Source organism: Mesorhizobium japonicum MAFF 303099 (genome assembly GCF_000009625.1).
GTDB classification, from domain to species: domain Bacteria; phylum Pseudomonadota; class Alphaproteobacteria; order Rhizobiales; family Rhizobiaceae; genus Mesorhizobium; species Mesorhizobium japonicum.
The window spans coordinates 978,805-1,005,792 of sequence record NC_002678.2; the positions used below are offsets into that span (position 1 = coordinate 978,805).

23 protein-coding genes and 2 tRNA genes are annotated in these 26,988 nt (G+C 63.6%); 19 read left to right on the forward strand and 6 right to left on the reverse strand.

From position 1 onward, the window contains the following. Positions 1 to 63: 63 nt before the first annotated feature. Together MAFF_RS05850 and MAFF_RS05855 are read right to left on the reverse strand one after the other, a co-directional pair. Positions 64 to 1,521, reverse strand: a complete 1,458-nt coding sequence (locus MAFF_RS05850; RefSeq protein ID WP_010909958.1) for an NAD-dependent succinate-semialdehyde dehydrogenase — start codon at positions 1,519 to 1,521, stop codon at positions 64 to 66. A 201-nt stretch (positions 1,522 to 1,722) separates the two neighbouring features. Next, a complete protein-coding gene (locus MAFF_RS05855) occupies positions 1,723 to 2,673 on the reverse strand; it encodes an AEC family transporter (RefSeq protein ID WP_010909959.1) in 951 nt (316 codons plus the stop codon). Between the two features lie 112 nt (positions 2,674 to 2,785). Between MAFF_RS05855 and MAFF_RS05860 the strand changes: the two genes are divergently transcribed. The 11 genes from MAFF_RS05860 (at position 2,786) to MAFF_RS05910 (ending at position 14,461) form a co-directional block, all read left to right on the forward strand. Further along, positions 2,786 to 5,806 carry a caspase family protein gene (locus MAFF_RS05860; protein ID WP_044550564.1) on the forward strand — a complete coding sequence of 1,007 codons (3,021 nt, stop codon included), beginning with the start codon at positions 2,786 to 2,788 and terminating at the stop codon, positions 5,804 to 5,806. Between the two features lie 99 nt (positions 5,807 to 5,905). Beyond that, positions 5,906 to 6,454 carry a histidine phosphatase family protein gene (locus MAFF_RS05865; protein WP_032930617.1) on the forward strand — a complete coding sequence of 183 codons (549 nt, stop codon included), beginning with the start codon at positions 5,906 to 5,908 and terminating at the stop codon, positions 6,452 to 6,454. Positions 6,455 to 6,683: 229 nt separating this feature from the next. Then, positions 6,684 to 6,759 (forward strand) — tRNA-OTHER (locus MAFF_RS05870). A gap of 1 nt (position 6,760) precedes the next feature. Then, positions 6,761 to 6,828 (forward strand) — tRNA-Ile (locus MAFF_RS05875). A gap of 360 nt (positions 6,829 to 7,188) precedes the next feature. Then, a complete protein-coding gene (locus MAFF_RS05880; RefSeq protein WP_010909963.1) occupies positions 7,189 to 8,331 on the forward strand; it encodes a slipin family protein in 1,143 nt (380 codons plus the stop codon). A 233-nt stretch (positions 8,332 to 8,564) separates the two neighbouring features. After that, positions 8,565 to 8,846: an acyl carrier protein gene (locus MAFF_RS05885; protein WP_010909964.1), complete on the forward strand. Its 282-nt coding sequence runs from the start codon at positions 8,565 to 8,567 to the stop codon at positions 8,844 to 8,846. 55 nt (positions 8,847 to 8,901) lie between these two features. Then, positions 8,902 to 10,092, forward strand: coding sequence for a beta-ketoacyl-ACP synthase (locus tag MAFF_RS05890; protein WP_010909965.1), 1,191 nt, complete (start codon positions 8,902 to 8,904; stop codon positions 10,090 to 10,092). 48 nt (positions 10,093 to 10,140) lie between these two features. Further along, positions 10,141 to 11,412 (forward strand): beta-ketoacyl-ACP synthase, encoded by a 1,272-nt coding sequence (locus MAFF_RS05895; protein WP_044547873.1) that lies wholly within the window; start codon positions 10,141 to 10,143, stop codon positions 11,410 to 11,412. Between the two features lie 37 nt (positions 11,413 to 11,449). Continuing rightward, positions 11,450 to 12,478 carry a zinc-binding dehydrogenase gene (locus MAFF_RS05900; protein ID WP_010909967.1) on the forward strand — a complete coding sequence of 343 codons (1,029 nt, stop codon included), beginning with the start codon at positions 11,450 to 11,452 and terminating at the stop codon, positions 12,476 to 12,478. Positions 12,479 to 12,491: 13 nt separating this feature from the next. Further along, positions 12,492 to 13,478 (forward strand): lipid A biosynthesis lauroyl acyltransferase, encoded by a 987-nt coding sequence (locus tag MAFF_RS05905; protein ID WP_010909968.1) that lies wholly within the window; start codon positions 12,492 to 12,494, stop codon positions 13,476 to 13,478. Positions 13,479 to 13,627: 149 nt separating this feature from the next. Then, on the forward strand, positions 13,628 to 14,461 hold the full coding sequence (locus MAFF_RS05910; RefSeq protein ID WP_044550566.1) for a class I SAM-dependent methyltransferase: 834 nt from the start codon (positions 13,628 to 13,630) through the stop codon (positions 14,459 to 14,461). Here MAFF_RS05910 and MAFF_RS05915 read toward each other — a convergent pair. The 3 genes from MAFF_RS05915 to MAFF_RS05925 form a co-directional block, all read right to left on the reverse strand. Beyond that, positions 14,446 to 15,663 (reverse strand): NAD(P)-binding domain-containing protein, encoded by a 1,218-nt coding sequence (locus tag MAFF_RS05915; RefSeq protein ID WP_010909971.1) that lies wholly within the window; start codon positions 15,661 to 15,663, stop codon positions 14,446 to 14,448. The two genes, MAFF_RS05910 and MAFF_RS05915, sit on opposite strands and share 16 nt — an antisense overlap. Before the next feature lies 1 nt (position 15,664). Then, a complete protein-coding gene (locus MAFF_RS05920) occupies positions 15,665 to 16,948 on the reverse strand; it encodes a hypothetical protein (RefSeq protein ID WP_010909972.1) in 1,284 nt (427 codons plus the stop codon). A gap of 264 nt (positions 16,949 to 17,212) precedes the next feature. Then, complete coding sequence (locus MAFF_RS05925) at positions 17,213 to 17,644, reverse strand: L,D-transpeptidase (RefSeq protein WP_010909973.1); 432 nt, start codon at positions 17,642 to 17,644, stop codon at positions 17,213 to 17,215. A gap of 220 nt (positions 17,645 to 17,864) precedes the next feature. Between MAFF_RS05925 and MAFF_RS05930 the strand changes: the two genes are divergently transcribed. From MAFF_RS05930 to MAFF_RS05950, 5 genes are all read left to right on the forward strand, one after another. Further along, positions 17,865 to 19,142, forward strand: coding sequence for an acetylornithine deacetylase/succinyl-diaminopimelate desuccinylase family protein (locus tag MAFF_RS05930; protein WP_010909974.1), 1,278 nt, complete (start codon positions 17,865 to 17,867; stop codon positions 19,140 to 19,142). A gap of 124 nt (positions 19,143 to 19,266) precedes the next feature. Beyond that, positions 19,267 to 20,745, forward strand: a complete 1,479-nt coding sequence (locus MAFF_RS05935) for an ABC transporter substrate-binding protein (protein ID WP_044547875.1) — start codon at positions 19,267 to 19,269, stop codon at positions 20,743 to 20,745. 253 nt (positions 20,746 to 20,998) lie between these two features. Next, a complete protein-coding gene (locus MAFF_RS05940) occupies positions 20,999 to 21,946 on the forward strand; it encodes an ABC transporter permease (protein ID WP_010909976.1) in 948 nt (315 codons plus the stop codon). Next, complete coding sequence (locus MAFF_RS05945) at positions 21,943 to 22,812, forward strand: ABC transporter permease (protein WP_010909977.1); 870 nt, start codon at positions 21,943 to 21,945, stop codon at positions 22,810 to 22,812. Before MAFF_RS05940 ends, MAFF_RS05945 begins: the two co-directional genes overlap by 4 nt. Continuing rightward, the gene (locus tag MAFF_RS05950; RefSeq protein WP_010909978.1) at positions 22,809 to 24,431 is read left to right on the forward strand and encodes an ABC transporter ATP-binding protein; all 1,623 of its coding nucleotides are present in this window, start codon (positions 22,809 to 22,811) and stop codon (positions 24,429 to 24,431) included. Before MAFF_RS05945 ends, MAFF_RS05950 begins: the two co-directional genes overlap by 4 nt. 13 nt (positions 24,432 to 24,444) lie before the next feature. Here MAFF_RS05950 and MAFF_RS05955 read toward each other — a convergent pair whose 3' ends face one another. Then, on the reverse strand, positions 24,445 to 24,876 hold the full coding sequence (locus MAFF_RS05955; protein WP_027046940.1) for a TerB family tellurite resistance protein: 432 nt from the start codon (positions 24,874 to 24,876) through the stop codon (positions 24,445 to 24,447). A gap of 159 nt (positions 24,877 to 25,035) precedes the next feature. On the opposite strand from MAFF_RS05955, the gene MAFF_RS05960 reads away from it, so the two are divergent. The 3 genes from MAFF_RS05960 (at position 25,036) to MAFF_RS05965 (ending at position 26,976) form a co-directional block, all read left to right on the forward strand. Next, on the forward strand, positions 25,036 to 25,821 hold the full coding sequence (locus tag MAFF_RS05960) for a TSUP family transporter (protein ID WP_010909980.1): 786 nt from the start codon (positions 25,036 to 25,038) through the stop codon (positions 25,819 to 25,821). Between the two features lie 51 nt (positions 25,822 to 25,872). After that, the gene (locus MAFF_RS39940) at positions 25,873 to 26,043 is read left to right on the forward strand and encodes a hypothetical protein (protein ID WP_080511798.1); all 171 of its coding nucleotides are present in this window, start codon (positions 25,873 to 25,875) and stop codon (positions 26,041 to 26,043) included. A 102-nt stretch (positions 26,044 to 26,145) separates the two neighbouring features. Next, positions 26,146 to 26,976, forward strand: a complete 831-nt coding sequence (locus MAFF_RS05965; protein WP_010909982.1) for a helix-turn-helix domain-containing protein — start codon at positions 26,146 to 26,148, stop codon at positions 26,974 to 26,976. Positions 26,977 to 26,988 lie beyond the last annotated feature (12 nt).

Below are 26,988 nucleotides of genomic sequence, written 5' to 3' on the forward strand. Positions count from 1 at the left end.
TTTTCGGCTGGTTTTCTCAACCCAAGGCGGCGGGCCAGGCCCGCCGACCTATGGGACAAGCTATCAGAGGCCGAGGCCGCCGATACAGACATATTTGGTATCGAGGTAGTCCTCGATGCCCTGATGTCCGCCTTCCTTGCCGAGGCCCGATTCCTTGACGCCGCCGAATGGCGCTTCTGGCGTGGTGATGAGGCCTTCATTGACACCGACCATGCCGTATTTCAGCCCTTCCATGACACGGAAAGCACGGCCGAGATCGCCGGTGTAGAAATAGCAGGCGAGGCCGAATTCGGTGTCGTTGGCGAGCGCGATGGCTTCCGCTTCGGTCTCGAACTTGAACACCGGCGCGACCGGGCCAAAGATCTCTTCCTTCATGAAGCGCATCTTGGGCGTCGCATTGGCGATCACTGTTGGCTGGAAGAACGAGCCGCCCAGCGCATGACGCTTGCCGCCGGCGACAATCTTGCCGCCCTTGGAGGTTGCGTCGGCGATCAGTTCCTCGACCTTCTCGACCGCCTTCTCGTCGATCAGCGGTCCCTGCTGCACGCCTTCCTCGAGGCCGGAACCGACCTTCAGCCCGTTGCTGGCGGCGGCCAGCTTCTCGACGAACTTGTCATAGACGCCAGCCTGGACGAGGAAGCGGTTGGTGCAGACGCAGGTCTGGCCGGAATTGCGGTATTTGGCGGTGATCGCGCCGGCCACCGCGCGCTCGATGTCGGCATCGTCGAAGACGATAAACGGCGCATTGCCGCCGAGCTCCATCGACACTTTCTTGACGGTGACTGACGACTTCTGGATGAGCAGCTTGCCGACTTCGGTTGATCCGGTGAACGTGATCTTCGACACCAGCGGATTGGCGCAGATCTCGTCGCCGATCTCACTGGCAGAACCGGTCAGGATGTTGACGACGCCCTTGGGGAAGCCGACTTCCTCGGCGAGCGCGCCCCAGGCGAGGCCCGAGTAAGGCGTCTGCGAGGCGGGCTTCACCACGGCGGTGCAGCCGGCGGCGAGGGCCGGGCCGAGCTTGCGGGCCAGCATCGAGGACGGGAAATTCCACGGCGTGATGGCGGCGATGACGCCGACCGGTTCCTTGGTCACCAGGATGCGGCGGTCCGCCCATGGCGACGGCACGACGTCGCCATAGGTGCGGCGGCCTTCCTCGGCGAACCACAATATGTAGGCCGCTGCCGAGCCGATCTCGCCCTTCGATTCGAACAGTGACTTGCCCTGCTCGATGGTCAAGAGCTCGGCCAGCACGTCCTGATTGTCCATCATCGCGTCATGCAGCTTGCGCAAGAGCTTCGAACGCTCGAGCGCGGTCGTCTTGCGCCAGGTCTTGAAGGCGGCGTCCGCGGCCTCGATGGCGCGGCGGGTCTCGGCCTTGCCCGACTTCGGCACGGTGCCGATCTTGAGGCCGGTGGCGGGGTTGTTGACGTCGACCGTCTGGCCGCTGTCGGCCTGCACCCATTCGCCGTTGATGAGATTGGCCTGCCGCATGAAATGGCTGGTTTTCTGAAGCATGGTCTATCCTCCGTTCGGCGCACTGACGGGCCGGTCTGTGAAATCTTCGGTGAGCGTGCGCCATGATTTGAAGCCGGCACGCCGGAGCCACTGCTCTTTACCTAGGGCAAGGCCCGCAAGCAATCGCAAGATGGCATATAGGGGTTGGTCCAGCCCGGGACGAGAGCAAGCTTTGTCGCCTCGCCGTGATTTGCGCATCGTCTAGCCAAAGACATGCAGGACAACCGTCAACCAGAAAGCCGTGGTGACGGCGGCGCAAGCGGTGGCGATGGTCATCTGGTTCGATGCCAGCGCCTGGCCCGTGTTGAACTGTACGGCGATGAGATAGGAGTTGATACCGGACGGGAGCGCCGCCACCACCACCGCCACCTTGGCCGTCAGGGGCGGCAGGCCGAGCAGCAAGACGAAGGCAAGAACCAGCGCCGGCATCAGGAACAATTTCAGCGCCGAAAGCGCCAGCGCCGGCCGGACATTGCCGGAAACGCCGAAGCGGCGCAGGCTGAGCCCCATGGCAAACAGCGCCACCGGCCCTGCCGTGTTGGCCAGTGCATCGACCAGCCGCATGACGAGGCTGGGCAGCGGCACGCCGCTCAGCCGCCATGCCAGGCCGAGCAGGATGCCGATGATCAGCGGATTGATGAACAGCCGCCGCAGGAAGCTGCGCAGCACCCGCAGCGGATGCACATGTTCGCCACCGCCACGGCCGAACATCTCGAACAGCACGATCGAGGCCATCATCATGACCGGCAGGTGTACGGAGACCAGCAGTGACAGCACTTCGAAGCCGCTCGGGCCGAATATGCCGAGGATGAAGGGAGCGCCGAGCAGCACGACGTTGGAATAGGCTGATGACACGCCCCCGACGACGCCGGCGCGCGCGTCGCGCCCGAAGATCCGCGTGGTGACGAGATGGCCGGCGGCCCAGGTGATCGCCACCGCCGTGAAATAAGCGCCCCACAACGGCCATGGCGCGACGCCGTGGAAATCAGCCTTCACCATCGTCTGGAACAGAAGCAGCGGCATCGCCACCGAGACCGCGAAATCCGATATCCCCTCGCCGCTCGCCGGCCTGAGATAGCCGGTCAAGCCGGCGAGATAGCCGAGCGCCACGAGGCTGAAGACGAAAAGCACGGTTTCTGTAAGCGGAGACATTTTTTCAGGGATAGGCGAGCCACGCGCGCGGCGCAATCGCGCCCGAATTTGATCATGGTAGGCTGGCAGCGTTATAGAGGGTTTGGAGCATCAGGGCGGACACGAACGACAAGTGACCTTTGTCGAAACCTCGGGACGCAATCTTCTCGCGCGGATGTGGCTGACGGCTTTCCTCGCCGCCCTGTTTTGTCTTGCCGCGACGGCGCTTGCATTGGCCGAGACGAAAAGCCTCAAGGGCGTGGCGCTCATCATCGGCCAGTCGAATTACCAGCACATCGCCGCCCTGCCCAACCCGGCCAATGACGCCCGCGACATGGCCAAGATGCTGACCGATCTCGGTTTCGACGCCCGCAACGTCACCGATCGCGATACCGCCAAGCTGAAGCGCGACCTCGAACGCTTCGTCGAGGACGCCGAGGGCGCAGACGTCGCCTTCATCTATTACTCCGGCCACGGCATCGAGGCCGGCGGGGAGAACTATCTGGTTCCGGTCGATGCCGATGTCTCGTCGCTCAAGGATGCAGGGCAGGCCCTTGTTCCGATCTCCGCCGTCATGGACGAACTGAAGAAGACCGTGCCGGTGACGATCATGCTGCTCGATGCCTGCCGCACCAATCCGTTTCCAGCGGACGCCGTGGTGCGGCGGGCGCCGACCGCTTCCGCCGAGCCGATTGGCGCCGGCGGGTTGGAACCGGTGCGTGGCGCCAAGGCGCTTGCCAATGCGTCGGCGCAAGATGCGAGCCTGGGGACGGTGGTCGGCTTCGCCGCCGAACCGGGTCGCCCGGCACTCGACGGCGCGGCCGGCGAAAACAGCCCTTATGCTGCCGCTCTGCTGCGCCACCTCGCGGCAATGAAAGGCACGGAATTCGGCTCCGTCATGCGCATGGTGACCGAGGAAGTCTATCTCGACACCAAGGCCAAGCAACGCCCCTGGGTCAATGAAAGCCTGCGCCGCCTGCTCTATTTCGGCGTCGCGCCACCGGAACCGACGGGCGATGACGGGCTGATCACCGGTGAGCGGCGGCAGTTGCTCTTGACCATCTCCGACCTGCCCGACCCGAAGCGGGCGCAGGTGGAATTGGCCTCGCTGCAGGACGGCGTGCCGCTCGACGCGCTCTATGGCGTGCTGAGGGCGCTCGGCACGGACAAGATCCCCGAGGATCCGACCGACCTGCAGAAGGTGCTCGACGCCCAGGCCGAGCGCCTGAAGAAGATGATGTCGGAACGCGCGGCACTGCGCACCGACGATCCCGAGATCAAGCGGCTGGTCGCCTCCGCCGACAAGGCCATCGGCCAGGGCGCCATGGTGACGGCGCGCAAATTCCTCGACGATGCGGTCGGCAGGGTCGAGCAGAACAGCGGTGCGGTCGATGAGGCCGAGGAACTGGTCAGGCAGAAACGCATCGCCGACGCCGCCATCTATGCCAAACGCGCCGACGCCGCCGCGCTGGTCTTCGACTACAAATCCGCCGCCAACGACTATGCCAAGGCCTTCTCGCTGGTCGAGAAATGGGACGACAAGCTGCGCTGGAATTACAAGAACCAGGAAGCCGAGGCACTCAACTCCCACGGTTACGCCACCGGCGATCTCGATGCATTGCAGCACGCGATCGAAGCCTATCACGTCATCCTGAATTTCATCCCCAATGGCGAGCAGAACAAGGATTGGGCCATTACCCGCAACAACATGGCGGTAGTGCTGCAGACCATCGGCGAGCGCGAGACCGAGACCACGCATCTCGAAGAGGCCGCGCAGATCTTCCGCGATTCGCTCGTCGTCTTCGAGCGCGAGAAGGACGACCGCAACTGGGCGGCCGCACAGAACAATCTCGCCAATGTGCTCTTGCAGATCGGCGAACGCGAGAGCGATCCGAAGCGCCTCAACGAGGCGGTCGCGGCGATGCGCGCCACGTTGGAAAAGCGCCCGCGCGACAAGCTGCCGCTCGACTGGGCCGCTTCGCAGAACAATCTCGGCCTCGCGCTCTATGCGCTTTCCCAGCGGGAACCCGCCGGCGAGCATCTGAAGCACGCGGAAGCCGCCTACCGGCTGGCGCTTGAAGAGTACACGCGCGAGAAAGCCCCCGTGGAATGGGCGATGGTCGAGAACAATCTCGGCAACACGCTGGTGACGCTTGGCATCCAGCTCAACGACAAGACCAAGATCAACGAGGCGGCCGATGCCTTCCGCGCCGCGCTGAAGGTGCGAACCCGCGAGACCTTCCCGGTCTCCTGGGCGACCAGCCGGCTCAACCTCGGCAACGCGCTGAGCGGTGTCGCCCGCTTCGACATGGGCACGGACACGCTCGAAGAGGCAGCCGCGGCCTATGACGATGCGCTGACGGTGTTTACCCGGCAGCGCTTCCCGATGGATTGGGCGTCGGCGCAGAACAATCTCGGCTCAATCTACCAGACGCTTGGCCAGCGGACCCGCGACGCGGCCAGGCTCGAACAGTCGGTGGCAGCGTTCCAGGCAGCCCGCCAGGTCTATGTCAGGCGGAAATTCCCGCAGGATTGGGCCATGAGCTACTACAATCTCGGCAACACGCTGCAATTGCTAGGCGGCGTGACGGACAAGCCGGAGCACTACAGCGAGGCGGTCGACGCCTACCGCAATGCGTTGCGCGAGTACAAGCGCGAGACAAACCCGCGGCAATGGGCGCTGTCCCAGGCCGGTCTCGGCTCGACGCTGCACTGGCTGAGCATGAGCAATGCCGATCCCAAAACCCTGCGGGATTCGATCGCCGCGCGGCGGGCGGCACTGGAAGTGCTGACCATCGAGACGGCGCCGGTCGATTGGGCCAACGCCCAGAACGGCATAGGCATGAGCCTGCTCAACCTCGGCAATATCGAACGGACCGGAAAATATCTCGACGAGGCCGAGGCGGCTTTCACGGCGACGCTGAAGGTCTTCACCAGGGAGGGCCAGCCCCTGCAATGGGCCTTCGAACAGAACAACCTCGGCGACATCCACTGGAACCGCGCCAGCTATGGCGGCGGCAAGGCCGAGTATCTCAGGGCTATCGAGTTCTTCGAAAATGCCAAGCAGGGCTTCACCGAAGCCGGCTACACCATCCCCATCCCGCTTACCGATCAGAAGATCGATCTGGTGAAAAAGCAAATCGCCAAAAAGTGAGGCTCGGACGTCTGCAACGCCCGCTTGTCTTTGTGCCGGTGTTCCGATCCCTATATGCGAATGACCGGACCTCGATGACGGGCTCCTGGAAGGACTGCGATGATCCGATATGCCTTGGCCCTGTTGCTGCTCGTCATTCCAGTCGCCGCCCACGCCACGGATGCCGGCTGGGCGCTGCTGCGCGATGGCGGCCATGTTGTGCTGCTGCGCCATGCCATGGTCACCGGCACCTCCGACCCCGCCAATTTCGACATCGACAGCTGTGCCACCCAGATGAATCTGTCGGCGCGCGGCAAGCAGCAGGCGAGCAAGATCGGCGCCTTGTTTGCCGCCCGCGCCGCCCCCATCGAGCGCGTGCTGTCCAGCCGCTACTGCCGCTGCCTCGACACCGCGCGCATCGCCTTCGAGGCCGAACCGCAGCTGTTTGCCCCGCTCGATCTCCTGAAGGGCGACGATGCGCAGAAGGCAGCGCAAATCGCCGCCATCATGAAGGAAATCCGCGCCTATTCCGGCTCCGACAATCTGGTCATGGTCACCCATCTGGAAGACATCGTGGCGCTCACGGGCATCTCGCCGCGCGAGGGCGAGGCCGTGGTCGTCGAGCCGCAAGGCGACGGTCTGCGCGTGCTCGGCCGCGTCACCTTCTGACGAAGCGGTTCGCGCCTCCAACATTGGATCCGAGTGTTGCCGAAATACCACTGCTGAAAGAAGCCACGAATTGGCCGCGACAATGCCGCTTGCGACAACCCGTCGCAGGCTCTATAGCCGCGCTCCCGGTCACGAGAACCGAAGTGAGCACAACGGTTGGAGCTTTCGTCTCCGCCCGTGCAGGCGGCATTGCCGCCCTGTATACGGCGCCGCTTTGGGGATTGGGATCGCGGATGTAGCTCAGTCTGGGAGAGCGCCGGATTTAGATCCGGAGGTCGCAGGTTCGAATCCTGCTGTCTGCACCACGGATAGCTCAGTTTGGTTAGAGCATCAGACTTATAATCTGACTGTCGAAGGTTCGATTCCTTCTCCAACGGCCTGATAAGCCGACACCTTTGGGTGGTGTTATCTGAAAACGGTCCGGGGACCGGAATGCTGAAGACCTGACGGACGGCCGAAGCCTTCGGGCCAAGGCCGTTTCGAAAGGTCTGACGCCATCGGTCGCGGCCAGGCCCGCGGTGACGATCAAGGCGCAGCGTCGCCGGCAAGGGCGGCTTCGGCCTCCGGCGCCCGCTTCGCTGCCCCGCGATCCGCTCCCGAAGGCCCGCCACGGATCGATGCCACCGGTCCCCGGATCATTCGTGCCCGGAAGACGATGCGAAACGAGAAACGAAGGGAAGATCGACGCATGAGTTGACGCCTCGCATGGGGCCATGCCCGACAGGAGTAAGACAATGACTGTTCTCGATAAGGTTCTTGGACGCGAGCGCGTCCTCGTAAGGGAAAACGAACGTGCCCTCACCCTCTACAAGGGTGAGATCAAGGCCGTCCTGATGCCGGGCGAGCACTGGCTCGCCAACCGGCGCGGCAGCCTGGAAGCGTCACGGCACGACCTGAAGAACCCGGAATTCGTTTCGGCATACGAGAAGGCGTTGTTCGACAAGCTCCCGGATGTGGCCGCGCGTCATTTCACCGTCGTTCGCACCGGGCGCACGGATGTCGCCATCATCGAGCGTGACGGAAACCTGCACGCCGTTCTGGCGCCGGACCGCAAGCTCGTGCTGTGGACCGATGCCGGCCCGTGGACGGTGAAGACGGTCGACACCTCGGAGGATCTCGCCATCGATCCGGCAGTCATGCGCCGGCTCGGCCTGGCCCGGAAGGCGGAGTTGATGTCGGTCCATCCGGTCGTCGACGGCCAGGCGGGGCTGCTGTTCGTCGACGGTGTCCTGGTCCGGACATTGACGGCGGGCGTGCATGGCTTCTGGAACGTCGGACGCATGGTGCAGGTGAAGGTCGTCGACCTCAAGCGTCAGTCGCTCGACGTCGCCGGGCAGGAAGTGCTGACAAAGGATCGCGTGACGATCCGCGTCAACATCGCAGCCGAATACCGGGTCGTCGACCCGGTCAAGGCGGTGAGCGCCGTGAAGGACTTCTCCGAAGCCCTGTATCGCGCCCTGCAGTACGCCTTCCGCAAGACGCTGGGCGCGCTGACGCTCGACCAAATCCTCGAAAAGAAGGTGACGGTCGACGAGGAAGCGGCGGCCAAGGTCCGTGCCGACATGGCCGAGATCGGTGTCGAGGTCAGCGATATCGCCCTCAAGGATGTGATCCTGCCGGGCGAGATGCGCGAGATCCTCAACCAGGTGGTCTCGGCCGAAAAGCAGGCCGAGGCCAACATCATCCGTCGGCGCGAGGAGACGAACGCCACGCGTTCCCTGCTCAACACGGCCAGGGTGATGGCGGAGAACCCGGTGATGCTGCGGCTGAAGGAGCTCGAGGCTCTGGAAACCATCGCCGGCAAGGTCGAGCGGCTGACCGTCCACAACGGAACGGGCGGACTCCTGAACGACCTGGTCAAGCTCCGTGACAGCTGATGCATGTCGCCCAAAAGTGGTTCCCGGTTTTGGGAAAACGACGTGCATCGAAACAACGGCTAACCTGACGTAATGGGAAGGGCCGCCGGGTTGACCGGCGGCCCTTCTTGCGTTTCTTGGGCGCGCTCCCCATCTGCGCCCGGACTATCAGGCCTTTTCCTGCCGGGAAAAACCGATTAGACAGCGCCCAAACAGGATGCGGACAGATTCCGCCCGCAAAGAAGGAAAAGCCCTTGTCCACCACGTTCGACAAAGTCGCCAAGATCATTGCCGACACCAGCGAGATCGATATCGACACCATCACGCCCGAGAGCCACACGATCGACGATCTCGGCATCGACAGCCTCGATTTTCTCGACATCGTCTTTGCCATCGACAAGGAATTCGGCATCAAGGTGCCGCTGGAAAAGTGGACCCAGGAAGTCAATGACGGCAAGGCTTCGACCGACGACTACTTCGTCATGAAGAACCTGTGCGCCAAGATCGACGCGCTGGTCGCCGCCAAGACCGCCTGACGTAGTTGAGCGCGCGACCTTGACGCGCTTTGCCGCCTGACCCACAAAGCCGCCCATGAGTAGCCCCTGCGACGTCGTCATCACTGGTATCGGCCTTGTCTCCTCGCTGGGAGAAGGCCCTGACGCCCACTGGCAGAAACTCGCGCAACCGGGCCTGCAGCCGGTGCTCGAAGCCGCGCGCTTCGCGCCCTATACCGTTCATCCGCTGCCGGAGATCGACTGGAACCTGCAGATCGCCAAGCGTGGCGATCAGCGGCAGATGGAGACGTGGCAACGGCTTGGCACCTATGCCGCCGGCCTGGCGCTCGATGACGCCGGCATCAAGGGCAATGACGAGCTTTGCACGACCATGGACATGGTGGTGGCCGCCGGCGGCGGCGAGCGCGACGAGGCGGTCGACGCCGCTATCCTCGCCGCCTCGGAAAGCCGCAACGACCGCGACGTGCTGCTCAACGAGAAGCTGACCACCGAATTGCGGCCGACCTTGTTCCTCGCGCAGCTTTCCAACCTTCTCGCCGGCAACATCTCCATCGTCCATAAGGTGACGGGCTCCTCGCGCACCTTCATGGGCGAGGAAGGCGCAGGTGTTTCCGCCGTCGAGACGGCCGCGGCGCGCATCCGCTCGGGCCAGTCGACGCACGTGCTGGTCGGCGGCGCTTTCCAGACCGAACATTCCGATATGCTGCTCGGTTACGAGCTCGCCGGCTATCTGCATCGCGGCCCCTGGAAGCCTGTCTGGCAACGGCAGGGCGCCGAGGGCGGCGGCGTGGTCTCGGGCTCCGGCGGCGCCTTCCTGGTGCTGGAACAGCGCGAACACGCGGAAAGCCGTGGGCGCAAAATCTATGCCGAGCTCGGACCGGTCGTCTCAGGGCGGGCCAGGCGGTCGCGCGGAGAACTCGACGCCGAGATCGCCGGATTGCTCGGCGCGGCGGCCCTGCCGAACGGCAAGCTGCTGGCGCTTTCGGGTGCCTCGGGCGCGCATGCGGCAACGTCAGCCGAGAAAACAGCGCTCGATGCCAATCCGGCAATATCAGCACGCGGCTTCTCGACACTGACCGGGCACATGAAGGAAGCGCAGTTTCCGTTCGCCGTGGCGCTTGCCGCACTCGCCGTCGACCGCAAGGCCGCCTACCCCGTCTTCGATGCCGCAGCCGAAAAGCCGTTTGAGGGCATTCCCGCAAGCGTCCTTGCAACGGCGATCGGCTATCACCAATTCGAGGGCATGGCGCTGGTCAAGTCGACGTAAGGCGGCGCCCGCCATGTTGTTAGAGACAAACCGCCCGAGGGCTTCCCGATGACCAATTTCAGAGATCACATGGGCAGGCCCGTCGTCGCCGTCACCGGTATCGGCGTGGTCACTTCGCTCGGCGTCGGCAAGGCTGACAATTGGGCGGCGCTGACCTCGGGCAAGTCGGGCATCCACCCGATCACCCGCTTTCCGGTCGATCATCTCAACACCCGCATTTCCGGCATGGTCGACTTCCTGGACTCAAGCTCGAAGGGCGCCAGCCCCCTGACCTACGAGTTGGCCGAAACCGCCGCGCATGAAGCCGTGGCCGAATCCGGTCTCGATTCCAGCGATTTCGGCGGGCCTCTCTTCCTCGCCTCGCCACCGGTCGAGCTCGACTGGCACGAACGCTTCTCGCTCTACAATTCCGACAAGCAGGATGCTGGCGCCGAACGGTTGCTTCGCGTGGCCCGCGCGCTGAAGGAGCTCGACATTTTCGAGACCACTCAGTTCGGCTCGATCGCCGACCGGCTCGCCGACCGTTTCGGCACGCGCGGCCTGCCTATCACGCTGTCGACCGCCTGTGCCTCCGGCGCCACCGCCATCCAGCTCGGCGTCGAGGCGATCCGCCGCGGCGAATGCGACCGGGCGCTGTCGATCGGCGCCGACGGTTCGGCGACCGCCGAGGCGCTGATCCGCTTCTCGCTGCTGTCGGCGCTGTCGACCCACAATGACATCCCGGAAAAGGCGTCAAAACCGTTTTCCAAGGACCGCGATGGTTTTGTCCTCGCCGAAGGTTCGGGCGCGCTGGTGCTGGAATCGCTGGAGGCAGCCCTTGCCCGTGACGCCACCGTTCTTGGCATTCTGCGCGGCTGCGGCGAAAAGGCCGATGATTTCCACCGCACCCGCTCCAAGCCTGACGGTTCGCCGGCAATCGCGGCGGTTCGCGCCGCCCTTGCCGATGCGGGCCTGAGCAAGGACGAGATCGACTACGTCAACGCCCATGGCACCTCGACGCCGGAAAACGACAAGATGGAGCACCTGTCGCTGTCGACCGTGTTCGGCGAGCGCATCAGCTCGATGCCGGTCTCGTCGAACAAGTCGATGATCGGCCACACGCTGTCGGCGGCAGGCGCCGTCGAGGCAGCGTTCTCGCTGATGACAATGCGCGAAGGCGTCATTCCACCGACCATCAATTACGACAATCCCGACCCGGCGATCGTGCTCGACGTGGTGCCCAACAAGAAGCGCAATGCCGAGGTTCGCAGCGTTCTGTCGAACTCCTTCGGCTTCGGCGGCCAGAACACTTGCCTTGTCATGGCGCGGGAACCGGTCTAAGCGAGCCACTTCCGCTCGAACAGAACCGACAGGCCTTATGCGCGCACTGCAACTTATCGAGGACCGCCGTCTTGAAACGGTGGACCTGCCGCCTCCCCCGCCACCCGCGCTCGGCGAAGTCACGCTGCGCATCAGGGCGGTGGCGCTGAACCACATCGACGTCTGGGGCTGGCGCGGCATGGCCTTCGCCAAGCGCAAGCTGCCGCTGGTCGTCGGCGCCGAAGCCTCCGGCGAGGTCGAGGCGGTCGGCCCCGGCGTGTCCAGCCTGCTGCCCGGACAATTGGTGTCGATCTATGGCGCGCGCACCTGCGGCCTTTGCCGTGCCTGCCGCGAAGGCCGCGACAATCTTTGCGAACATGTTTCCGGGGTCCACGGCTTCCACCTCGACGGGTTTGCGCAGGAGAAGATCAACCTGCCGGCGCGCCTGTTGGTCCCCGCCCCGCCCGGCGTGAGCGACATCGGCGCCGCGGTGGCCCCCGTCACCTTCGGCACGGTCGAGCACATGCTGTTCGACAACGCCAGGCTTCAGCCGGGCGAAACCATCCTCGTCCATGCCGGCGGCTCCGGCATTGGCTCGGCGGCGATCCAGCTGGCCAAGCGGATGGGCTGCACCATTATCACCACCGTCGGTTCCAACGACAAGATCGACAAGGCCAAGGCGCTCGGCGCCGACCACGTCATCAACTACCGCGAAGACCGCTTCGAAGGCGTCGTGCGCAAGCTAACCAAGAAGAAGGGCGTCGACGTCGTCTTCGAACATGTCGGCGCCGACACCTTTGCCGGCTCGATGCTGTGCCTGAAGCGCGGCGGCCGCCTAGTGACCTGCGGCTCGACATCAGGCGTGTCGACGCAAATCAACCTGATGCAGCTCTTCCAGCAGCAATTGAAGCTGCTCGGCTCCTTCGGCTGCCGCATGGAGAACATGGCCAACGCCATGCAGAAAATGGCGGCGGGACAGGTCGCGCCGGTCATCGACACCGAAGTCGGCTTCGACGATATCGACGCAGCGCTAAAGCGCATGGAAGGCCGCGACGTCTTCGGCAAGATCATCCTGCGCGTCGCCTGAGGCCTTGACTCCGGTGCTCAAGAAGTTTCGCCGCGATCTCAGGTTTCGCTATGGCAGGCAGCTGCGCCAGCTGAACTACTGGCTGGTTGCGCGGGCGGCGATGATCATCATTTCGGTGCTGCGCCTGCTGCCGGTCGACAGCGCGCTGAATTTCGCCGACCGCGTCGCGCGCTTCATTGGTCCCAAGGTCGGACGCCATCAGGTCGCCATCGGTAATTTGCGCAAGGCCTATCCGGAAAAGAGCGAGGACGAAATCCAGGCCATCGCCTCCGATATGTGGGGCAACATGGCCCGCCTTGCCGCCGAATACATCTTCCTCGATGCCCTGTTCGACTATGACCCGGCCGCCAGCAAGCCCGGCCGCGTCGAGGTCAAGGGAATAGAGCATTTCGTCGAGATCGCCGCCGAAAAGCAGCCGCACATCGTCTTCACCGGCCATCTCGGCAATTTCGAGCTGCTGCCGGTAGCGGCGGCGACCTTCGGCATGAACATCACGGCGCTGTTTCGTCCGCCGAACAACCCCTATCTTGCCGACTACATCCTCTCGACGCGGCGCTCGACCATGGGGGCGCTCCTGCCGTCGATGGCCGGCGCCTCATTCGCATTGGCCGGAGTGCTGGAAAACGGCGGCAATATCGGCGTCCTTGTCGACCAGAAATTCTCCAACGGCCTGGACACGACATTCTTCGGCCGCCCCTGCCAGAGCAACCGTGTACTGGGCACGCTTGCCCGACACTATGACTGCGACGTCTATCCGGCGCGTTGCATCAGATTGCCAGGCAATCGCTTCCGCCTCGAGATCGAGGACAGACTGGTCTTGCCGCGCACCGCCGACGGCAGCGTCGACGTCCACGCCACCACCCAGATGTTGAACGACGTGGTCGAGCGCTGGGTGCGCGAGGATCCCGGCCAGTGGATGTGGTTCCACAAAAGGTGGGAGATCAGCAACTCGCGGCGTAAAAAGCAGCCGCAGGCAAAGACGCCGGCCGCGAACAGCTGATCTCCCCCGCTGCAGTGTTTGCCGCTGCCATTTCCGGCACTCATGGGCCTGCGATCCAGACATTCGTAACGTTACTGGTCAGGGAATCTTAAACGACCAGGGCGCACATACCCCAGGAGATGTTCATCGACTGGGATGGAGCCCGTGGCATGACGAATATCGAAATGCCGCGCCTGGATCGGGATGGCCTCGAAGATCGTTCCTTCGGCCGTTTTGGCCGGGCATGGTCCCATATCCGTCAGAATGGCTTGCTGGAGCCGCTCAGGCTTGTCCATCGGCATGGCCTCGGCGCGAGCCTTGGCTTCGTCCAGCGTAACATCAGGCATATGCTCGCCGACCGTATCGCCCGGAAATGGGATCGCCGGCACGGCGTCGATACGGCCGGCTCGATTCAGCTCGGCGCCCTTAATGTCGTCGGCCCGCACCGCGCCATGGGCAATGAAGCCGTCTGCACGTCGCCCAGAACCTTCGACTTCATCATGAAGTCGCTGCCCCGCGATCTCCACAACCATACGTTCATCGACATCGGCTCTGGAAAATCGCGAACCCTGCTGCTGGCCTCGCACTATCCGTTCGCCGAGATCATCGGCGTGGAGTTCGCACGCGAACTGGTGGACATCGCCCGAAGCAACATCGAGCGCTTCCGCGACCCGTCGCAGAAGTGCCGGGCGCTCAGCGTCGTCGAGGCCGATGCGGCGGCCTACGATTTTCCCCAAGTGCCCCTGGTGGTCTATTTCTACAATCCCTTCTCGAAGGACGTCTTCGACATCGTCCTGATGAATCTCGTGTCGTCGCTCGAACGCCACCCGAGGGATTGCGTCATCGTCTATGGCAGCTCAAGCCATCGCGCGATCGACTGGGCAAGGCCAGCCATCCGCGAAACCGGTATTTTCCGGGAATTGGCCGTGCTAGCGATGCCCGGCTTCCTCGATGCGGTTCGCACCATCGACTATGCGGTCTTCCAGGTTCAGGCTGCAGTGTAACGTCTGTCTTTCGCTCTCTGAATGAACCGCGCGACGGTGCGCGCGGCAAACGGCGTGCCGGCGGTGAATCGCATCAGCGGGCCGAAGCTGCCGACCGCGCTCGCGCCGACGAAATGCAGGCCAGGAATGCTGGATTCGAACCCGGCGGAAAGCAGCGGCAACCCTTCCCGGCGAGCAATCGCGGCAAGCATGGCGGGCGCGAACAGACCTAGCTTGGCGATATCGATCCGGTAGCCCGTGCCGAGCACGACGTGATCGAAGCTGGCGAAATCCTTCTCGAACCGCAGTTCGATGCCATTGTCCCTGGCGGATGCGCTGATGATCCTGCTGCCGGCCCTGATCTCTATCCCGTCGAAATCCGGCTTCAGCCAGCCCGTCGCGCCGGCGCCGAGGCTGCGCCTGTTGAGTCCGGCCCGGGCTGGCTCCGGAAACCGGTGCACGACGCCTGGGACTTCGACCAGCCACGAAATCGGGAACGGACCGACCCTGGACGGCGATGCGAGCCGCTCCGACAGGAAGTCGCGCAAGCTCCAGCCCTGCTTTCCCGACAGCGCCCGATAGCCCAGCCAATGGATGTCGCCATGGCAGACCAGATCGACTTCGGCCCCGTTTCGTTTGAGCAGCACGGCGGATTCGCAGGCGCTTTGCCCACGCCCGATGACGGCGACGCGCTTGCCGCGGAAGGCCTCATAACCAGTATGCTCACTGGCATGGCTGACCAGTTCGCGGGGAATTCCATCGAACACGGCGGGGATCAGTTGCTGGTTCATCAGGCCGGTGGCAACGACGACGCGGCGCGCTTTGATGGCATTGCCATCGGCCAGCGCCAGACGAAATCCGCCATTCGCCTTCTCGACGCGGTCCACCTTGCGTGTATCCAGATCCGGAACCGCCTGGGCCTGGATCCACAATCCATAGTCGACGAAGTTTTCGAGCAGCAACGGTTCGCGGGGCGAGATTCCGAGAACCTTGGCATAGGAATCGAGCGAAAGCGGACCTTTGGTGTGGCCGATATAGGTCGCGTGCCAGGGCGAGCGCAGTCTCATGCCTCTCGGCATATGGTCGCGCCAGAAGGACATCGCGCCGCCGAGTGTGAGCGCATCGACACCCGCTCCCTTGAGGGCGGAGGCGGCGGCCAGCCCAAAAGGACCGGCGCCGATGACGGCCACCTCGCAGTCAGTCCTGGGCGTGAAAACGGTCATGTCAGCGGTCTCGCCTGTCTGTTTCTGCAGCCGTGGAACTCACTCCATCACGCCGCCGTCCTAAACATTTCCAGGTTAAGATTGCGGAAAGTATCCGTCGCGTCAGCACTCTCCAGGCCGTCAACGGCACGTCGATAAGGCCCGGCATCGGGTCATTCGCCTGGAACGTCGCCCATGCCCGTACTCCTGTGAATGAACTGAAATAGGCGCGTTTTGCCAACCGGCCGCTCGAGATCAGCCTCCCGGCCGCCACCATGTCCCGGACCAGATACATCCACGACGTGTTAGGCCGCGCTGACGCTGTCCTTACCGTCTGGCCCGATTTGATCGCCCAGAGCATCGCGCCGAGGTCGACGCCGGCGGCGGCGCCCAGCCCAAACCACGTCCAGGGCCGTGGATTGACGTCGAGAACCTTCATCGAGCCATCGCGCGCATCGCGCTTGAATTCGACCTCGACCAGTCCGTGATGTGCGATCGATCCAAGCAGCCGGCGCGCGGCGTCGATCAATTGCGTTTCGTCGACCACCTCCACGAAGGTACTGGTGTAGCCGAAATCGACCGGATATTGCCGCGTCCGGCGGGCGGTGAACTCCGCCACCGGCGCGCCCTCGTTCCAGAGCGCCGCGTAGGAGAACTGGCCCTCGCCTCCGCCTGGTATCATTTCCTGAACCACCACATTGTCGCTGCCGATCTCTTCGGCAGCCCAGGTGTAGGCTGTCGAAAACGCTGCCTTGTCACTGGCGAGAACGGCCTTGGCACGCGCGAAACGGCTGCGCCCGCCCATGTTCGGCTTCAGGATCACGGGAAAGCGAAGTTCGGCTGCCTCTGCCTGCTCGAGCGAGCTGATCTCATAGGTCAGTGGAACAGCAAGCCCCAATTCGCCCGCCCGGCGATAGAGCAGCGGCTTTTCACAGACCCACTTCAGTTGTTGCCAAGGCGGCAGCACCACGTCGAACGCGGCGGACAGTTGGTCGATCGACTGCGATACGAAGCGAACTTCAGGGTCGCCGCCGGCGATCAGCAGAAAACCGCCAAGCCCATGAACCTCCGCCAGATCGAGCAGGAAGGCGACGGCACCACCGTCGTCGGGGCCGGGCCATGTCATTGTCCGCCGGGCATATCGCGAAAAGCTGGGCAACGGCGTGTCGTTGCTCACCAGCCAGACAGGCACTTTCCGAGCGCCGAAGCTTCTGGCCAGCGCCAGCGTCCCGTGCGCTCCGCCAAGAATGAGCACCCCGGCGGGCCGACTGGGAAGACGATCGTCCATCTGTGACTGGGGATGCATCTGTCAATTCCAGCAAACGGCACGCAATGGCAGGTTTCCCGGCGAACGATTGATCAGCCGGCAACATTTAAGCTACCCCTAATGGTTCAAACTGCCCGATACTGCCGATTGTCCTCAGCCGGACATTGGCATGGAAAGCACACCCCTTATCTCTCGGCAATAGCCGCCCATCTCGGAACAGGTAAAACCTTGGCCGATTGTTGTTGCCGCCAGTAGTAAGTCTCGCGCCGGGCTCCGGCCCGGCAACGAGATTCGCGCGTGCTGCTAATTCGTCACGACAATGCGCGTGTTGCCGAAGCCCACTTCCCGCACCATGGCATAGAAGGTCGCGGCATTGGCCGTGTGCAGCCGCACGCAGCCATGCGAGGCCGGACGGCCGAGTTGCCTGACCGCGCCCGTCCCATGGATGGCATAGCCGCCATGGAAGAACACGGAATAAGGCATCGGCGACATGTCGTATTTGCGCGAATACCACATCCGAGCGGTCCGCTGCGGCCGATACGTGCCACGCGGCGTGAAATAGCCCGGACGGGCAGTCGACACGACCCAGCGATAAACCTCCGACCCGTAACGTACCGTCATCGTCTGTGACGACACGTCGATATTTGCTTCCAACATCGCCGCGTAACTTGCGGACGGCGTACCAAACAGCGCGGTTGCCAACATCGCCGCTGCTACGAGAAAGAACTTCCTCATGCGATCAAACCCCTTTGATTGCCCCTTGTCTGCTTGCCATCACGTTGTTTTTCATCTTTTTAATGGCAGTGAACAAATAGCACACACTCCTTGATCAATTCGCCAATCCAAAGCAGCGAATTTGAACGATTTCCCGCGATAGTTGCCGCAACGACACTCCGCACCGGCTTGATTGCCGGCGGGCTTGCAATGCAACGCCGTTCGTTGCTCAACTCCCCCGATGAACGAGCGACTCCTTCAAGCAATCGATGACAGGCGCGACGATGTTGTCGCGCTGACCGCTGACCTGATCCGTTTCCCGACCATCAATCCGCCTGGCGAAGCCTACCGGCCATGTGCGGAATTTGTCGGCGCGCGGCTGAGGAAACGTGGTTTTGAAACCGAATTCATCCGTGCCGAAGGCACGCCCGGCGACACCGACCGCTACCCGCGCGTCAATGTCGTGGCCCGTTTCGACGGCCGATCGCCCGGCGCCTGCGTCCACTTCAACTCGCATATCGACGTGGTCGAGGCCGGCGACGGCTGGACCGTCGATCCCTTTGCCGGCATCGTCAGGGACGGCAGGGTTTATGGACGCGGCGCCTGCGACATGAAGGGCGGCCTGGCCGCGTCGATCATCGCCGCCGAGGCGTTCATGGAGGTCTATCCCGACTTTCCCGGCACCATCGAGATATCCGGCACCGTCGACGAGGAGTCCGGCGGCTTTGGCGGTGTCGCGCATCTGGCCGGGCTCGGCTATTTCTCCAAACCCAGGGTCGACCACGTCATCATCCCCGAACCGCTGAACAAGGACCGCATCTGCCTTGGCCATCGCGGCGTCTGGTGGGCCGAGATCGAAACCAAGGGCGAAATCGCGCACGGCTCGATGCCGTTTCTCGGCGACAATGCGGTGCGCCATATGGGCGCCGTGCTGCAAGCTTTCGAGGACGAACTGTTCCCGGCACTCGACCGCAAGATGACGCGCATGCCGGTGGTGCCCGAAGGCGCCAGGCGCTCGACCATGAACATCAATTCCATCCATGGCGGCCAGACCGAAGATTTCCGACCCGGCCTGCCCTCGCCCAACGTGCCCGATTCCTGCCGGCTGACCATCGACCGCCGCTTCCTGCTCGAGGAAGACCTCGCCACGGTCAAAGGCGAAGTGACCGGCATTCTCGAGCGGCTGAAGCGCGAGCGCAAAAAGTTCGATTACGAGATCCGCGACCTGATGGAAGTGCTGCCGCTGATGACCGAGCGCGACGCGCCGGTGGTCAAGGCCGTGGCGCAAGGCATTCATGCGATCTTCGACCGCGAGCCCGACTACGTCATTTCGCCCGGCACCTACGACCAGAAGCACATTGCCCGCATCGGCCACATCTACGACTGCATCGCCTATGGGCCCGGCATTCTCGACCTCGCCCACCGGCCAGACGAATGGGTTGGCATAGAGGACATGGTGGAATCGGCCAAGGTGATGGCGATCGGCCTCAACGTGCTGCTGCGCGGCACGACCGGATGACCGGCCCGCGGCGCAAAAACATTTCTCCTGGCGCGGCGCGACAGCACGAAACGCAATTTACTCCCGAGCGAAATCACGCTTCTATCCCCGGGCTTGAGCATTTGAGCACATGGGGAGTTCAGCGATGAAACTTTGGAAGACCCTTCTGGCCGCTGCCGTGCTGGCGGTCGCGACCGCCACTTCGGCGTTTGCCGCCCGGACCGATCTTATCATCGGCATTCCGCTTGAACCCCCGCATCTCGACCCGACGGCGGGAGCGGCCGCGGCAATCAGGGAGGTCACCTACGCCAATGTGTTCGAGGGCCTGACCCGGATCGGCCCCAATGGCGAAGTCTTGCCGGATCTCGCCGAAAGCTGGACCATTTCCGATGACGGCAAGGTCTACACCTTCAAGCTGCACACCGGCGTGAAATTCCACGACGGCGCCGATTTCAGCGCCGACGACGTAAAGTTCTCACTCGACCGTGCCCGCGCGGAAAACTCCATCAACGCGCAAAAGCAGCTCTTTGCCGCCATCGACAAGGTCGAAGTGGCCGACCCCGCCACCGTGAAGGTGACGCTGACCCACCCGCAAGGCTCGTTCCTCTACAATATGGGCTGGGGCGACGCGGTGATCGTGTCGCCGAAATCCGCCGACACCAACAAGGAAAAACCTGTTGGCACCGGCCCCTTCAAGTTCGGGAGCTGGGCCAAGGGTTCATCGATCACCCTGCTCAAATCGGATCATTACTGGGGCGCCCCTGTCTTCCTCGAAAAGGTCGAGTTCCGCATCGTTCCCGATGCCGCGGCGGCAGTGCCGGCGCTGCTTTCCGGCGACATACAGGCCTTCCCCTTCTTCGATCCCGACAGCGTCGCGCAGGTCAAGGATGATCCGCGCTTCAAGGTGGTGGTCGGCGCGACCGAAGGCGAGACCATACTGTCGATCAACAACAAGAAGCCGCCCTTCGACAAATTGCAGGTGAGGCAGGCAATTTCCTATGCGCTCGACCGCAAGGCGATCATCGACGGCGCCTCGGCCGGGCTCGGCCTGCCGATCGGCTCGCATATGTCGCCGGCTAACAAATACTATGTCGACCTCACCGGCCGCTATCCGCACGACGTGGCCAAGGCCAAGGAACTGCTTAAGGAGGCGGGACTGGAGAACGGCTTCAAGGCCACGCTGAAGCTGCCGCCGACGACCTATGCGCGGCTCGGCGGCGAGATCATCGCCTCGCAACTCCGCGACGTCGGCATCAACCTCGAGATCATCCCCGTCGAGTGGGCGCAGTGGCTGGACCAGGTGTTCACCAAGAAGGACTACGACCTGACCATCGTGTCCCATACCGAGCCGAACGACATCGATATCTACGCGCGCAAGGACTACTACTTCAACTACGACAACCCTGCCTTCAAAAAGGTCATCGCCGATCTGGAACTGACGTCCGACGAGGCCAAACGCAAAGAACTGTATGCCCAGGCGCAAAAGATCCTGGCCGACGATGCCGTGGTCGGCTTCCTCTACGAACTGCCCAAGGTCGGAGTCTGGGACGCCAAGCTGCAAGGGTTGTGGGAAAGCGCACCGATCCCTGCCAACGACCTGACCAAGGTGAAGTGGAGCGAGTGAGGTTCGTTTCGTCATCCTAGGGCGAAGCAGGCGCGCAGCGACTGCGCAGACCCTGGGATCCATTCCGTGAGTTACGAGCGCACCCCGTGGTGCAGAATCTGGGAGACGTGGCGGTGGAAACAGTGAGGCGCGAGGCTGGTTCTGGACCGTCGCCCTCTTCGACCTCTGTCACGGAATGGATCCTGGGGTCTACGCGACGGAGCTTCGCTCCTGCTTCGCCCCAAGATGACGACACCTCTGTCGTCCCGTGTCCATGACCGCATACCTCCTCAAGCGCCTCGCCATCTCGCTTGCCACGCTGGTGCTGGCCTCCATCGTGGTGTTCGCCGTGCTGGAAATCCTGCCGGGCGACCCGGCGCGGCTGATGCTGGGCATGAACGCCAGCGCCGACCAGGTCGAACTCTTGCGCAACCAGATGGGCCTGAACGCGCCCCTCCTCTTGCGCTATCTGCACTGGGCCGGCGGCCTGCTCAGCCTCGATTTTGGCCGCTCTTACACCTATTCGGTGCCGGTCCTCGATCTCGTGCGTGAACGGCTTGCCGTGTCGCTGCCGCTGGCGCTGATCGCGCTTGCGCTCTCCACGATCATCGCCATTCCGGTCGGCCTGTTTTCCGCCAGCCGGCGCGGCCGGGCCGGCGACACGATTTCCATGGGCGCGGCACAGCTTGGCGTGGCCGTCCCCAATTTCTGGTTCGCGCTGATGCTGATCTATGTCTTCGCCGTCTGGCTGCGGCTGGTGCCGGCCGGCGGCTTTCCCGGCTGGAGCGCCGGCATATCGCCTGCGCTGAAATCGCTGCTGCTGCCGGCGGTGGCGCTTGCCTTGCCGCAGGCGGCGATCCTGGCGCGCGTCACCCGCTCGGCACTGATCGAGGTGCTGAACGAGGATTATATCCGCACCGCCCGCGCCAAGGGCCTGCCCTATCGCGCCGTGCTGTGGCGGCATGCACTGCGCAACGCCATGATCCCGGTGCTGACCATTCTCGGGCTGCAATTCGCCTTCCTGCTCGCCGGCACCATCATCATCGAGAATGTCTTTTATCTCCCCGGCCTCGGCCGGCTGGTGTTCCAGGCGATCACCCAGCGCGACCTGATCGTCGTTGAAAGCGTCGTGATGTTGCTGGTCGCCGCCGTCATTGCCGTCAACCTCGTCGTCGACCTTTCCTATGCGGTGGTCGATCCCCGCCTGAGAAGCCGGCAATGACCCTGCACATCGACATCCCTGAAGAGACGTTGAGTGGCATTCTGGCCAAGGCGTTCCGGAACACGGCTTTCGTCACCGGCTTCGTCATCACCGTGCTGATCCTGGCGATGGCTCTCGTGTCCTATCCCTGGACGCCCTACGATGTGACGAAGCTGGTCATAGCCGACAAGACGCAAGGCCCCTCGCTGGCACATTGGTTCGGGACCGACCATTTCGGCCGCGACATCCTGTCGATGATCATGGTCGGCGCCCGCAATTCGATCGCCGTGGCGCTGGTCGCGGTCGGCATCGGCATGGGCGTCGGCGTGCCGCTCGGCGCTTTTGCGGCCGCGCGCGGCGGCCTCGTCGACGAGGCGCTGATGCGCGTCAACGACCTCGTCTTTGCTTTCCCCGCGCTGCTGTCGGCCATCATGATTACCGCCATCTTCGGGCCGGGCGCCGTCAACGCCATCATCGCCATCGGCATCTTCAACATCCCGGTCTTTGCCCGCGTCGCCCGCGCCGGAGCGCTGGCCATCTGGCCGCGCGAATTCATCCTGGCCGCGCGCGCCGCAGGAAAAAGCAGCACGCAGATATCGATCGAACATGTGCTGCCCAACATCGCAACGCTGCTCCTGGTGCAAGGCACCATACAGTTCGCGCTGGGCATCCTCGCCGAAGCCGGGCTTTCCTATCTCGGCCTCGGCGCGCAGCCGCCAATGCCGAGTTGGGGCCGCATGCTGTTCGACGCACAGACGCGCATGGTGGTGGCGCCATGGATGGCGATCTTTCCCGGCATGGCGATCGTCATCACCGTGCTCGGGCTCAATCTCCTGGGCGACGGCATCGCCGACATTCTCGACCCGAAATCGCGGCGGCAGCGATGAGCTTGCTGGAAATCGACAACCTGTCGCTGACCATCGGCGACACGCAGATCCTGAAGGACATGGAACTCTCCGTCGCGCCCGGCGAGGTGATGGGGCTGGTCGGCGAATCCGGCTCCGGCAAGTCGATGACGGCGCTGACGGTGATGCAGCTTCTGCCGCATGCCGCACGCGCCAGCGGGCGCGTCACCTTCGACGGCATCGACATCCTCGCGGCAACCGAAGACCAGATGTGCGCTCTGCGCGGCGACGACATCGGTATGGTGTTCCAGGAGCCGATGACGGCCCTCAATCCAGTCAAGACCATCGGCGAACAGGTCGCCGAAGGCATACGCTGGCACACCAAGGTCACACGTGCCGCGGCTGAAGAGCGGGCGCGAAAAATGCTCGACCGCGTTGGCCTGCCCGCGGCAAAATTCCCGCTGTCGCGCTATCCGCACGAACTGTCGGGCGGCCAGCGCCAGCGCGTCGTCATCGCCATCGCCTGCGCGCTGAAGCCGAAGCTTTTGATTGCCGACGAGCCGACGACGGCGCTCGACGTGGTGCTGCAGGCGCAGATCCTAGACCTCCTGCGCGACCTCGTCGCGGAGAGCCGCATGGGGCTGCTCCTGATCTCGCACGATCTCGCCGTGGTGACCGAGATGGCCGATCGCATCACCATCCTGCGCCGCGGCGAGGTGATGGAGGCCGGCGACACCGCCCGCACGCTGTCCGAGCAGCTCCATCCCTATACGCGCCAGCTGGCGCAGGCCTCGATGCATGTGCCGGCACGCGCCAGGCCGCATGATGCAAGTCAGGGCAAGCCCCTGATCCAGGTCGAAGGCGTGACCCGCGACTATCCCGGGCGGCACACCTCCCTGTTCAAACGGGCAGCCCCTATCCGCGCCGTCGACGATGTGTCGCTGTCGATGCAGCCGGGCCAGTCGGTGGCGCTGGTCGGCCGCTCCGGCTGCGGCAAGTCAACGCTCGCCCGCATGATCCTGGCGCTGGACAAGCCGAGTTCGGGCACGATCCGGTTTCGCGGCGAGACCATTACCGGCAAGAGCGAAGCCGAATTGAAGCCCGCCCGGCGCGACATGCAGGTTGTGTTCCAAGATCCCTACGGCTCCTTCGATCCGCGCCAGAAGGTCGAAAAGCTGGTCGCCGAGCCCTTGCACGTGCTGGACAAGAAGCCGACGCGAGCCGAGCGCCTCGAGATGGTGGCGCACGCACTGCACGAGGTCGGCCTCGACCAGCGCGACATGGACAAATACCCGCACGAATTTTCGGGCGGCCAACGCCAGCGCCTGTCGATCGCCCGCGCCATCATCACCCGCCCGAAACTGGTTGTCGCCGACGAGCCGGTCTCGGCGCTCGATGTCTCAATCCGAGCGCAAATCCTCGACCTGTTCGCCGCGCTCAACCAGAAGCTCGGCATCGCCTATCTCTTCATCACCCATGATCTGACCGTTGCGCGGGCCATCACGGACGAGGTGCTGGTCATGCATGACGGCAGGATCGTCGAGCGCGGCAAGACGAGCGAAGTGCTCGATCATCCGCAATCCGAGGCCGCCAGGGCGCTGGTCGCCGCGGCCCCGGACCTGCACCGGGCAATTGCTCGGCGGATGCAAGAGCAAGGGTGAGCGGGGAAAGAACCTATTCTTCCGGCTTCACGACGTCGACCGGGCTGATGTCGAGCAGGTCGAGTGTGCGGCGCAAGAGGCGCACCTCGCTCTCGGCCAGTTGCGAATCCGCCTTGGCGATCTCGGCCATATGCTGGGCCAATTGCTTGCGCCGTTCGACGTCGAGATCGCGAAACAGCGCGATCGCCTGCGAGCCATTGGTCTCGTAGCCGAACTCGTTGAGATATTCGATGACGGCGTCGATGCTGGTTTCCTGGATGCCGAAGGCGTCCTTGCAGATGCGCCGGAAGGCAACCATCTCGCTCTCGCTGACCGTTCCGTCGGCCAGGATCATGCGGAAAAGCATCAGAAGCTCCGCCGACAGGACGGGATCGTCGGCGACCTTGCGCACGCCCGGGTCGCCGTCGAAGATGGAGCGTATCTGGTCCAGCAATGCGAATGCCATCAGGGCCTCTTTCCGGGTTAACCAAATCCATGCGCAATGCGCTTGGATCATCCAAGCGCGATGCGCTTGGATAGAGGTAGCGCGGAATCGGCCTTGCGCAAACAGGGCTGTCGTGGTCGAACGCCGTTATCCCGCCGACCGGACGTCTCCGCACATCAGATGATCGACCTCACCGCCCAGACAATCGTCATGCTCGCTTTCGCCGGCTTTGCGGCGGGCTTTGTCGATTCGATTGCCGGCGGCGGTGGACTGATCACCATTCCGGCACTTTTGCTTGCCGGCTTCTCTCCGGTCGAAGCGCTTGGAACCAACAAGCTGCAAGGCATGTTCGGCTCCGGCTCGGCGACCATCCACTACGCCTCCAAGGGCCATGTCGACCTGCGCCGGCAGTTGCCGTCGGCGCTGCTGGCGGCTGCGGGCGGTGTCGTTGGCGCTTTGCTGGCCACCATCGTTCCGGGCGATCTCCTGCGCGCCCTGCTGCCGCTGGTGCTGATCGCCATCGCACTCTATTTCGCGCTCAAGCCCAACATGAACGATATCGACAGGGCCGAGCGCCTGTCGCCCTTCCTGTTCGGGCTGACCCTGGTGCCGGCAATCGGCTTCTATGACGGCCTTTTCGGCCCCGGCGCCGGCTCCTTCTACATGCTGGCCTTCGTCGCCCTTGCCGGCTACGGCGTGCTCAAGGCGACGGCGCACACCAAGCTGCTCAACTTCGCCTCCAACATCGGCGGCTTCATCGTCTTTGCTGCAGTCGGTGTCATCTCCTGGAAGATCGGCCTGATGATGGGCGTTGCCCAGTTCCTCGGTGCCCGCGTCGGCGCGAGCCTCGCCATGCGCATCGGCGCCAGACTGATCAAGCCGCTGCTGGTGATCGTCTGCCTGGCGCTGGCGGTGAAGCTGCTGGCCGACCCGGCCAACCCGCTGCGTGTCATGATTGGTGTGTGATCACGCGCCTGTTACTATGGCGCTGTTCGAATCATGTTGGAGGAGCCACGCATGAATCTCAGCGCGCCTACCCAGATCGTTTTCATCATTTCCCTGGTCATCGCCATCATCGGCATTCTTGCCGCGCTTGGCGTTCTCGCCTTCATCCCGCTTGCATCGGTGTGGATCGTTCTCATTGCCTATATCGTGCTCGCCGCCGGCTGCCTGATGCGCGGCGCCTGACAGATTTCCCTTGAAGTGGGGACACAAAGCGCCCGGCCAAAAGCCGGGCGCTTTTGATTCCGGCCCTCGGCTGATAGATTTGTCCCGGCGGAAGGATGGCCGATGCCGATCGAGATGCAGCGCCGGAAGGAACAGGACCGCTCCATCGCGGGGCGCTTCGAGATGCGCCGGCGCCTTCCCGATCCTGCGCTTGACGGCATTGTGTCAGACATTTGCGGTTATCGCGAAACCGCGGCAGGCCATTTCCGCAATGTCGAATACGCCTCGCTGACCGTGCCTCTGGTGATCAGTTTCGCCGAGCCCTTTGCCATCGGCCTCGGCAAGGCCCCCGGCGACAATGACCGCTTCGCCAGTTTCGCAGCCGGGCTTTTTGCCGGACCGGTGATGATCGAATCCTTCGGCTCCGCCTGCTGCGTCCAGATCAACTTCACCCCGCTTGGGGCGCGTCGTTTCTTCCGTCTGCCGATGAGCGAACTCACCGACAGCATGGTCGTCCTCGACGACGTGCTGGGCGCCGACGGCATGGCGCTGCGCGAACAGCTTGGCAACACGCCGGACTGGGCGTCGCGTTTCGACCTTGCGGAAGCCTTCGTCACCGCCCGGCTTGTGCGCGCCGCCGAAACGCCACTGCAAATCGCCTGGGCCTATGATCGCATCGTCGCCTCCGGCGGCCGGGCCCGCATTTCCTCCATCGCCGAAAAACTGGGCTGGAGCCGAAAGCATCTCGCGGGCAGCTTTTCCAATGCGATCGGCATTGGCCCGAAAACACTGTCGCGCATCGTCCGCTTCAACCGGGCGCTTGGCCTGTCGCGGCAGCCGACTGCCGACTGGGCCGATATCGCCGCCGATTGCGGCTATGCCGACCAGGCGCACTTGGTGCGCGAATTCCGCGACCTTGCCGGGGAGACGCCGACGGCGCTCTCGGTCAGGTAACATTTCTTCAAG